The following is a 9,593-nucleotide window of genomic DNA, read 5'->3' as shown; positions in this document are numbered from 1 at the left end:
GGCCGGAAGGGCCCGGGCCTGCTGATCGCCCTGATCGGCGGCGGCCTGGTCGTCGTCCTGGTCGCGATCGCGGCCGTCGTGCTGGTCACCCGGGACGACGGCAGCGGGGGAGGCGGCGGGGGAGCGGCCGTCCGGCTGAGCCCCGGCCAGATCAAGGGCGGCGCGCTGGCCGCGCCGGCCGCCGACGGCAGCCTCACCATGGCCAGGCCGGGCGTCAACGCCCCCGTCGTGGACGTCTACGAGGACTTCGCGTGCCCGCACTGCGGCGCGTTCGACCGCATGCACGACCCGATGCTCAAGGACCTCGCCGTCGCGGGCCGCGCCAAGATCGTCTTCCGGCCGGTCCTCATCTTCGGCGCGGGCACCGAGCCCGCGTACAGCAACTCGCTCAGGGCCGCGGCGGCGCTGCGCTGCGTCGGCGACGGCGCGCGCTGGCTCTCCTACCAGGACGCGCTGTACTCCCACCAGCCGCCGACCCTGAACGACAAGGGCTACGCCACCTCGGACCTGGTCTCCTACGCCGCGCCGCTCGGACTCACCGGCGACGGCTTCGAGAAGTGCGTCACGGGCCAGCGCTACGCCGCGGACGTCAAGGCCGTCAGCAAGGGCTATGTGGCGTCCGGGCTGACGGGTACCCCCACCGTGCGGGTGAACGGCCGCGCGCTCAGCACGTCCGACACGGCGAGCCCCGAGGCGATGCGCCGCGCCATCGAGGCCGCCGGGTGATCGAGCGGCTAGTCTCACCGCGACGAGGGAGGTCGAGCGCGATGGCGTGGAGCTGGCGTTTGGAGAAGGCCGACGGCGAGGCCGCCGGGGTATCGGAGGAGACCTTCTCCACCCAGGCGGACGCGGAGAGCTGGCTGGGCGAGAACTGGCGCGGCCTCCGGATGGAGAAGGTCGACAAGGTGACGCTCCTGGACGGCGACAGCGTCATCTACAAGATGAGCCTGCACGACCCGGAGTGACCGGGTCCGGTGACGCGGAAGGGCCGCGGGGCTCCGGCCCCGCGGCCCTGTGCGTTCGACCGGTCCGTCCCTGAAGAAGGCCAGATCAGGGGCGCCGGGGCGGGCTGACGGTCTTGGCCGGGTCCCGGATGACGGTGTCGCCGAGCACCTCGTCGATGCGCTTCAGCACGTCGGCGTCCAGCTTGACCCCGGCGGCCTTCACGTTGTCGGCGACCTGCTCCGGACGGGACGCGCCCACGATCGCCGCCGAGACGTTCGGGTTCTGCAGCGTCCAGGCGATGGCGAGCTGGGCCATCGACAGGCCGAGGTCGTCGGCGACCGGCTTGAGGTTCTGCACGCGGGTCAGCAGGTCGTCGTTCAGGTAGCGCTTGATCATGTCGGCGCCGCCCTTGCCGTCGGTCGCGCGCGAGCCCTCGGGGAGCGGCCGCCCCGGCTTGTACTTGCCGGTCAGCACGCCCTGCGCGATCGGCGACCAGACGATCTGGCCGATGCCCTCCCGCTCGCACAGCGGCACGACCTCCTCCTCGATGACCCGCCACAGCATCGAGTACTGCGGCTGGCTGGAGACGATCCGGTCGAACCCCATCTCGTCGGCGATCTTGAGGGCCCGCTCGATCTCCTCGGCGCGCCACTCCGAGACGCCGACGTACAGCACCTTGCCCTGCCGGACGAGGTCGTCGAACGCCCTGAGGGTCTCCTCCAGCGGCGTCTCGTGGTCGAACCGGTGGGCCTGGTAGAGGTCCACGTAGTCGGTCCCGAGGCGGCGGAGGGAGCCGTGGACGCCCTCGATGATGTGCTTGCGGGACAGGCCGCGGTCGTTCTGGCCGGGGCCGGTGGGCCAGAAGACCTTGGTGAAGATCTCCAGCCCCTCGCGGCGCAGCCCCTTGAGCGCGCGTCCGAGGACCTCCTCGGCGCGCGTCCCGGCGTACACGTCCGCGGTATCGAAGGTGGTGATCCCCTCGTCGAGGGCCGCCCGCACGCAGGCGCGCGCAGCGTCCTCCTCGACCTGGGAGCCGTGGGTGAGCCAGTTGCCGTACGCGATCTCGCTGATCTTCAGACCGCTCCGGCCCAAGTATCGGAACTCCATGGCCACGACCCTAGCGGGACGTAGATCGCGGCCGTCCCGTCAGACCCTGTCCTTCTGGCCGACCTTCACCTGCGGGCCCGGCACGCGCAGCCGGCGGATCTGCATCGCGCGCATCGCCGCGTACAGCCCGACGCCCTTCACGTCGTCGTCCGGGTGGCGCTCGGCGGCGAGCTTCTTGATGCCGCGGCTCAGCAGCAGGCCCTCGGCGAACACCACGACGAGCAGCACCGGCGGCGCGAACAGCACCAGCAGGCGCGCGGCGGGGATGGGCAGCAGGCTGAGCATCACGATCGCGAACATCGCGTACATCAGGTACGAGCCGACCGTGCGGCGCGAGTCGACATAGTCGCGGGCCAGCTTGCGGACGGGGCCCTTGTCGCGCTTGAGGAGGTACTTCTCGTCGCCCTTGGCCATTCCCGCGCGCGCCTTGCCGCGCTCGGACGCCTGCCGCTCCCTGACCTTCTTGTACGCCTCCTTGCGCGAGGACGGCGCGGTGATCGGCTGGCGGCGGCGCTTCTCCGCCTCGCTGCGCTTGGGCGTGGGCCGGCCCTTCCCCCCCGGCTTTACTACCTGAGGAGGATTCGCCGGGGCTTCCGGGGTACGACGCTTGAACACGGGATCAGCCTACCGGCTGCGAACATCGTGGCTGCCTCGCGCGTTAACGCGTAGGGTGATAAGAACCCCAGCAGTGGTCATAGAGCCCAGCAGCGACTGAGCGACAGCACGAAGGGACCGGCGCCGCGCGATGAGCGTGATGAAGCGAATGTCGATGATCTTCAAGTCCAAGGCGAACAAGGCTTTGGACCGGATGGAGGATCCTCGCGAGACGCTCGATTACTCCTACCAGCGCCAGCTGGAGATGCTGCAGAAGGTCCGTCGGGGGGTCGCCGACGTCGCCACCTCGCGCAAGCGTCTCGAGCTGCAGATCAACCAGCTTGAGGGGCAGCAGAACAAGCTGACCGACCAGGGCAAGAAGGCGCTGCAGGTGGGCCGGGAAGACCTGGCCCGCGAGGCCCTCACCCGCCGGTCGGCCCTGGACAGCCAGCTGAACGACCTGCGCGCGCAGTACCAGCAGCTGCAGGGCGAGGAGGAGAAGCTGACGCTCGCCTCCCAGCGGCTGCAGACCAAGGTCGACTCCTTCCGCACCCGCAAGGAGACCATCAAGGCCACCTACACGGCCGCCGAGGCGCAGACCAAGATCAACGAGGCGTTCTCCGGCATCTCCGAGGAGATGGGCGACGTGGGTCTGGCGATCCAGCGCGCCGAGGAGAAGACCGAGACGATGAAGGCCCGCGCCGGGGCGATCGACGAGCTGCTGGCGTCCGGCGCCCTGGAGGACTTCTCCGGCCCGAAGGACGACATCCAGGCCGAGCTCGACCGCATGGGCTCCGGTCCCGGCGTCGACCTGGAACTGGAACGTCTCAAGGCCGAGCTGGGCCAGGGTCCCGCCCCGAAGGAGCTGAACCAGGGCACCTCGTCGCCGCAGGCGCAGCAGCAGCCGCACGACACCCCGCAGCAGGCCCCGTGGCCGCAGAAGCCCGGGGGTGCCCAGTGATCGTCCGCCTCATGGGCGAGGGGCAGCTGGACGTGGCCGCCGACGACCTGTCGTCCCTGAACAGCCTCGACGACGAGCTGGAGGCGGCGATCGAGTCCGGCGACGAGACGACGTTCCGCGCCGCCCTGCACGCCCTGCTGGAGAACGTCCGCAAGGTGGGCAAGCCGCTGCCGGCCGACAGCCTGGCCCCGTCCGAGCTGATCCTGCCCCCGGCGGACGCGCACATCGACGAGGTCCGCTCGATGCTGGGGAACGAGGGCCTGATTCCTGACTGACTCGCCTTTGCCGGGGGGTCTGGGGGGTCGCCCCCCAGGGTGACACGGGGGCGCTGGGCTGCCGGGCTGCCTGGCACAAAACCCGGTTCTCGCGCGTTTCTACAGGTGAATCGGGCAAGGACTGGGGGATCGAATGGCTCGGACGCGTTACGCCTCCGACCGGGGGCTGACGTCGCGCATGCTCGTGACGATGTTCCTGCTGGGGCTGGTCTACGTCGTCTTCGTGTCGGCGTTCTTCGTGGTCGCGCCGAAGTTCGGCGTGATCGCGCTGGCCGTGGCGGTGCTCTTCCTGCTCGCCCAGTACTTCTTCTCCGACAAGCTGACGATGTTCGCCATGCACGGCCGGGTCGTCTCCCCCGAGGAGGCGCCCGAGCTGCACGGCGTCATCGACCGCATCTGCGCGATGTCGAACGCGCCGAAGCCGCGGGTGGCGATCACCGACACCGACGTCCCGAACGCCTTCGCCACCGGCCGCAACCAGAAGAAGGCCGTCGTCTGCGTCACCACCGGGCTGCTGCGCCGGCTCGACCCGGTGGAGCTGGAGGGCGTCCTCGCGCACGAGATGGCGCACGTCGCGCACAAGGACGTCGCGGTCATGACGATCGCCTCCTTCCTCGGCATCTGCGCGGGCCTCATCACCCGGTTCGGGCTCCAGTGGGGCCTGTTCGGCGGCTTCAACCGGCGCGACGGCGACCAGAACACCGGGGTGATCCTGCTGGCGGTGGTGGCGGTCAGCGCCGTCGCCTACGCGATCAGCTTCCTGCTCACCCGGGCCCTGTCGCGCTACCGGGAGCTGTCGGCCGACCGCGCCGCCGCGCTGCTCACCGGCCGCCCGTCCGCGCTGGCCAGCGCGCTGACCAAGGTCACCGGCGAGATCGCGCGGATCCCGACCAACGACCTGCGGTCCGCGCAGGCGTTCAACGCGTTCTTCTTCACCCCGGCGTTCGGCAAGGGCTTCAGCGTCGCCTCGCTGTTCTCCACCCATCCGACGCTGGAGCGGCGCCTCGCCCAGCTGTCCTCGATCTCCGACCAGCTCAGCAGGGGAGCCTGATGGGATTCCTGGACACGCTGCTCGGCCGGTCCAAGCCGGCCAAGCCCGACCTCGACCGCCTGTTCGCCCTGTCGACCGCCGCCATCACGCTGGAGGCCGCGGCGGGGTTCACGCCGACGGGGCTCGGCTCGGTGTGCTTCCGGGCCGCCGAGGGTGGCGCGTTCGCGCGCCTGCAGCGCGACGTCCAGGAACTGCTCGACTCCGACGAGGGCCCCCAGGTCGAGATCAGCAACGACTCCTACGGCTACACCTGGCTGCTCGCCGCGCATCCGCCCGAGGAACTGCCCGCCCTCGTCACCGACCTGCACGCGGTGAACGCCACCCTGGAGTCGGGCGGGTTCGGGCCGCACCTGCTGTGCTCCCTGGCGGGCTTCACCGGCCCGGACGGGCGGCGCCTCGCGCTGGTGTACCTCTACAAGCGCGGCACGTTCTACCCGTTCGCCCCGCTGCCCGGCGACAAGCGCGACAACGCGCTGGAACTCCAGGTGCGCGGCGCGATCGGCGCCGACCTCCCCTTCGAGGACGACCTCGGCCGCTGGTTCCCCGTCTGGGGCGCCCCCGGCCTGTGAGCGAGATCGTGGAAGACGTGATGACGGAACGTTCCTGGGACCACCGCCGCTACTGCGCCGCGGCCGAGGCCGAGATCGCCGCGTTCGCGGACGGCGCGCGGGAGGCCGATCTCGACGCGCCCGTGCCGACCTGCCCCGACTGGTCGATCGCCGAGCTGCTGCGGCATCTCGGCGGCGTCCACCGCTGGGGCGCGGCGACGGTGCGCGTCGGCGCCCCGCGCCGCCTCAGCCTGCGCGAGATCGGCGTCTCCTTCCCCACCGTGGCGGGCGACCACCTGCCGTGGTTCACCGAAGGCGGGGAGCGCCTCCTGGCGATCCTGCGGGACGCCGACCCGGACGCCCCCGTCTGGACGTGGGGCAAGGACCAGCGCGTGCGGTTCTGGTCGCGCCGGATGCTGCAGGAGACCGCCGTCCACCGCTGCGACCTCGACATCGCCCTCGGCCGCGACCCGGAGGTCCCCGCGGAGACCGCCGCCGACGGGGTGGACGAACTGCTCGGCAACCTGGAGTCGGCCGCCGTGTTCGCCCCGAAGGTCGAGAACCTGCGCGGCGACGGGGAGACGCTCGCCTTCGACGCCCGCGACATCGGCGCCCGCTGGCTCTTCCGCCTCCTTCCCGACCACTTCGAATGGACCCGGCACGACGCCCCGGCCGGTGGCCAGGACGCCGACGCCGTCGTCAGCGGCGGCGTCTCGGACCTCTTCCTGTTCCTGTGGGGGCGCCGCAAGCTCGGCGACCCGCACCTGGAGTTCTCCGGCGACGACGACCTGCTCGTCCACTGGGCCGAGAACTCGGCGATCTAGTCCGTTGCTAGGGGAGGGCGAGCATCTGGTCGAGGGCGACGCGGGCGTAGTGCGCCGTCTCCTCGTCCACCTGGATGACGTTCTGCACGTCGCCGCGGACGAGCGACTCCAGCGACCAGACCAGGTGCGGCAGGTCGATCCGGTTCATCGTCGCGCAGTAGCAGACGGTCTTCTCAAGGAACATCACGTTCTTGTCCGGATGGGCGTTCGCGAGCCGCTGCACCAGGTTCAGCTCGGTGCCCACCGCCCAGGACGAGCCGGGCTCCGCCGCCTCGATCGCCCGGATGATGTACTCGGTGGAGCCGATCTGGTCCGCGGCCGTGACGACCTCGTGCCGGCACTCGGGGTGCACCAGGACGTTCACTCCCGGCACACGGGCCCGGACGTCGTCCACCGACTCCTTGGTGAACCGGCCGTGCACCGAGCAGTGGCCGCGCCAGAGGATCATCTTGGCGTCGCGCAGCTGCCCGTGCGTCAGGCCGCCCTCCCGCCGGTGCGGGCTGTAGACGACGCAGTCGTCGAGCGACAGACCCATCTCCAGGACGGCGGTGTTGCGGCCGAGGTGCTGGTCCGGCAGGAACAGCACCTTCTTGCCCCTGGCGTAGGCCCAGTCCAGCGCGCGCTTGGCGTTGGACGAGGTGCACACCACGCCGCCGTGGCGTCCGACGAACGCCTTGATGTCGGCGGAGGAGTTCATGTACGTCACGGGCACGACGTCGCCCGCGACCCCGGCGTCCTCCAGGACGTCCCAGCACTCCTCGACCTGGTCGAAGGTGGCCATGTCCGCCATGGAGCACCCGGCTCCCAGGTCCGGCAGGATGACCCGCTGGTGGCCCGCGGTGAGGATGTCGGCCGACTCCGCCATGAAATGGACGCCGCAGAACACGATGTAGGGCGCCTCGGGCCGTCCCGCCGCCTGCTGGGCCAGCTTGAACGAGTCGCCGGTGACGTCGGCGAACCGGATGACCTCGTCGCGCTGGTAGTGGTGGCCGAGGACGAACACCCGCTCGCCGAGCGCGGCCTTGGCGGCGGCGGCCCGCTCGACCAGCGCGGGGTCGGAGGCGGGCGGCAGGTCTCCGGGGCAGTCCACGCCGCGCTCGCTGGCCGGGTCGGCGCCGCTGCCGAGCAGCAGCAGCGGAAGATCGCGCACTGGGGTGGTCACGGGAGTCTCCCTCCTGCGACGGGACTTATCGTCGCTTTGACGACTAATGATGGCACATCCGGCGGCCAGCGGCGGTGTGACGTAGACCGCACCGCCCGGCGGCGTTAATCCCCGGCGATACGCGGAATGGCCATGTGGCGAGGTACGTTGTTCTACGGAAAGAGGTCGTACGACGTCCTCGAGGACAAGCGACAGTTCGCCGCACTGCGGCGCAGCGAGACCCGGGAGCTGAACACATGACGGTTTCAGGCGAGACCACGCAGGAGACCACGCAGCAGGGCGTCAATCTGACCGCCGCCGCCTCCGAGAAGGCCAGGGGCCTGCTTGAGCAGGAGGGCCGCGACGACCTCGCGCTGCGTGTCGCCGTACAGCCGGGCGGCTGCTCCGGCCTGATCTACCAGCTCTTCTTCGACGAGCGTGAGATGGACGGCGACCAGGTCCAGGACTTCGACGGCCTCGCCGTGCGCGTCGACCGGATGAGCGCCCCCTACCTGACCGGCGCCACCATCGACTTCGTCGACTCCATCGAGAAGCAGGGCTTCACGATCGACAACCCCAACGCGTCCGGCTCCTGCGCCTGCGGCGATTCCTTCAATTAGAGGGTCTTGGCCCCGACGACGGGGTCAGAGCCTCCAGGCGGAGCACTTCGGGCCGGGAGCGGGCAACGGGCTCGGCACGTGGTCAAGCTGTGAGGGCGGTTCGGAGATCTTTCTGGGCCGCCCTACTTTCGTTGCCCGGTGTTCTCTGGCGGCATCGGTGTGGTCCGATGGGAAGTAGTCTTTCCGGGTTGAAACAGCCGGTGAACAGCCGGACGACACACCTTTGAGGAGAGCGAAGCCGTGCGCATCGCCGTGACTGGCTCCATCGCGACCGACCATCTGATGACCTTCCCAGGAAGGTTCACCGACCAGCTTCTACCGGATCAGCTCGATCAGGTGTCGCTGTCCTTCCTGGTGGACGAGCTGGAGATCCGCCGCGGCGGCATCGCCGCCAACATCTGCTTCGGGATGGGGAGCCTCGGCAAGGAGTCCATCCTCGTCGGTTCCGTCGGCGACGACTTCGCCGACTACCGCTCCTGGCTCGGCCGGCACAAGGTCGACACCGACTCCGTCCACGTGTCCGAGATGTACCACACTGCCCGGTTTCTGTGCACGACCGACCAGGCCCAGAACCAGATCGCGACGTTCTACGCCGGGGCGATGCGCGAGGCCCGCTCCATCGAGCTCCAGCCGGTCGCCGACCGCCTCGGCGGCCTCGACCTCGTCGTGATCAGCCCCAACGACCCCGAGGCCATGCTCCGGCACACCGACGAGTGCCGCACCCGCGGCATCCCGTTCGCCGCCGACCCGTCCCAGCAGCTCGCCCGGATGGACGGCCCGGAGGTCCGCCGCCTCGTCGACGCCGCCGCCTACCTGTTCAGCAACGAGTACGAGAAGGCCCTCTCCGAGGAGAAGACCGGCTGGTCCGGCGAGGAGATCCTGTCCCGCGTCGGCACCCGCGTCACCACCCTCGGCGCCAAGGGCGTCGTGATCGACCGCAAGGGCGAGGAGGGCCTGCACGTCCCCGCCGTCCCGGTCGAGAACGTGGTCGACCCGACCGGCGTGGGCGACGCCTTCCGCGGCGGCTTCCTGTCGGCCACCGCGTGGGGCCTCTCGCTGGAGCGCGCCGCCCAGGTCGGCAACGCCATCGCCGCGCACGCCCTGGAGGCCGCGGGCCCGCAGGAGTACACCCTGTCCCGCCAGGCGTTCCTCGACCGCTTCGCCGCCGCCTACGGCGACACCGCCGCCGGCGAGGTCGCCCCCCACCTCACCTGCCCCAACCCCTGACGACTGCGAACGCATGACAATGGCCGCGCCCCCTGGGCGCGGCCATTTCCGTCGCTCTCAGTACGTTCTGCGGATGTGGAAGCCCCAGCCGCCCTGGGGGAGGGTCTCCTCCCAGACGAAGTCCTGGGACTTCATGCGGCACCAGGCGGGGACGTCGGTGCGGGCGGCGGCGTCGTCGGCGAGGACGGCGATGACCTGACCGACCGGGACCTCTCGGATCCGCTCGGCCAGCATGATGATCGGGATGGGGCACTTGCGGCCGAGCGCGTCGATGACCAGCGCGGGCGGCGGGCCGGGGGG

At 70.6% G+C, this 9,593-nt stretch carries 13 protein-coding genes; 9 read left to right on the top strand and 4 right to left on the bottom strand.

What is annotated here, in order from left to right; all coding sequences use genetic code 11:
- Together E1298_RS39375 and E1298_RS39370 are read left to right on the top strand one after the other, a co-directional pair.
- On the top strand, window positions 1–726 hold a 726-nt coding region (locus E1298_RS39375; protein ID WP_131902478.1), incomplete at its 5' end, for a DsbA family protein.
- Between the two features lie 41 nt (window positions 727–767).
- Window positions 768–965: a hypothetical protein gene (locus E1298_RS39370; RefSeq protein ID WP_131902477.1), complete on the top strand. Its 198-nt coding sequence runs from the start codon at window positions 768–770 to the stop codon at window positions 963–965.
- Window positions 966–1,050: 85 nt separating this feature from the next.
- On the opposite strand, the gene E1298_RS39365 is transcribed toward E1298_RS39370, so the two are convergent.
- Both E1298_RS39365 and E1298_RS39360 read right to left on the bottom strand, forming a co-directional pair.
- Entirely contained in the window at window positions 1,051–2,052 is a 1,002-nt protein-coding gene (locus E1298_RS39365) for an aldo/keto reductase family protein (RefSeq protein ID WP_131902476.1), read from the bottom strand.
- A 39-nt stretch (window positions 2,053–2,091) separates the two neighbouring features.
- Window positions 2,092–2,667 carry a DUF3043 domain-containing protein gene (locus E1298_RS39360; RefSeq protein WP_131902475.1) on the bottom strand — a complete coding sequence of 192 codons (576 nt, stop codon included), beginning with the start codon at window positions 2,665–2,667 and terminating at the stop codon, window positions 2,092–2,094.
- A gap of 130 nt (window positions 2,668–2,797) precedes the next feature.
- Between E1298_RS39360 and E1298_RS39355 the strand changes: the two genes are divergently transcribed.
- The 5 genes from E1298_RS39355 to E1298_RS39335 all read left to right on the top strand — a co-directional run bounded on the left by E1298_RS39355 (window position 2,798) and on the right by E1298_RS39335 (window position 6,305).
- Window positions 2,798–3,607, top strand: a complete 810-nt coding sequence (locus tag E1298_RS39355) for a PspA/IM30 family protein (protein ID WP_207945105.1) — start codon at window positions 2,798–2,800, stop codon at window positions 3,605–3,607.
- The gene (gene pspAA / locus E1298_RS39350; protein ID WP_131902474.1) at window positions 3,604–3,882 is read left to right on the top strand and encodes a PspA-associated protein PspAA; all 279 of its coding nucleotides are present in this window, start codon (window positions 3,604–3,606) and stop codon (window positions 3,880–3,882) included. The genes E1298_RS39355 and pspAA overlap by 4 nt, the downstream gene beginning before the upstream one ends.
- A gap of 133 nt (window positions 3,883–4,015) precedes the next feature.
- Window positions 4,016–4,933: a zinc metalloprotease HtpX gene (gene htpX / locus E1298_RS39345; RefSeq protein ID WP_131902473.1), complete on the top strand. Its 918-nt coding sequence runs from the start codon at window positions 4,016–4,018 to the stop codon at window positions 4,931–4,933.
- Window positions 4,933–5,502, top strand: coding sequence for a PspA-associated protein PspAB (gene pspAB, locus E1298_RS39340; RefSeq protein WP_131902472.1), 570 nt, complete (start codon window positions 4,933–4,935; stop codon window positions 5,500–5,502). Before htpX ends, pspAB begins: the two co-directional genes overlap by 1 nt.
- Window positions 5,503–5,522: 20 nt before the next feature.
- Complete coding sequence (locus tag E1298_RS39335) at window positions 5,523–6,305, top strand: maleylpyruvate isomerase family mycothiol-dependent enzyme (protein WP_131902471.1); 783 nt, start codon at window positions 5,523–5,525, stop codon at window positions 6,303–6,305.
- Between the two features lie 7 nt (window positions 6,306–6,312).
- On the opposite strand, the gene nadA is transcribed toward E1298_RS39335, so the two are convergent.
- Window positions 6,313–7,467: a quinolinate synthase NadA gene (nadA, locus tag E1298_RS39330; RefSeq protein WP_131902470.1), complete on the bottom strand. Its 1,155-nt coding sequence runs from the start codon at window positions 7,465–7,467 to the stop codon at window positions 6,313–6,315.
- A 236-nt stretch (window positions 7,468–7,703) separates the two neighbouring features.
- On the opposite strand from nadA, the gene E1298_RS39325 reads away from it, so the two are divergent.
- Both E1298_RS39325 and E1298_RS39320 read left to right on the top strand, forming a co-directional pair.
- Window positions 7,704–8,066 (top strand): HesB/IscA family protein, encoded by a 363-nt coding sequence (locus E1298_RS39325; RefSeq protein WP_131902469.1) that lies wholly within the window; start codon window positions 7,704–7,706, stop codon window positions 8,064–8,066.
- A 240-nt stretch (window positions 8,067–8,306) separates the two neighbouring features.
- Window positions 8,307–9,293 (top strand): carbohydrate kinase family protein, encoded by a 987-nt coding sequence (locus E1298_RS39320; protein WP_131902468.1) that lies wholly within the window; start codon window positions 8,307–8,309, stop codon window positions 9,291–9,293.
- A gap of 57 nt (window positions 9,294–9,350) precedes the next feature.
- Here E1298_RS39320 and E1298_RS39315 read toward each other — a convergent pair.
- Window positions 9,351–9,593: sulfurtransferase TusA family protein (locus E1298_RS39315; protein WP_341770688.1), on the bottom strand; the 243-nt coding region annotated here is incomplete at its 5' end.

Origin of the sequence: Actinomadura rubrisoli (genome assembly GCF_004349215.1) — a bacterium.
In the GTDB taxonomy this organism is placed as follows: domain Bacteria; phylum Actinomycetota; class Actinomycetes; order Streptosporangiales; family Streptosporangiaceae; genus Spirillospora; species Spirillospora rubrisoli.
The sequence above is the reverse complement of the archived record's forward strand: the minus strand, read 5'-3'. Positions and strand labels throughout refer to the sequence as shown.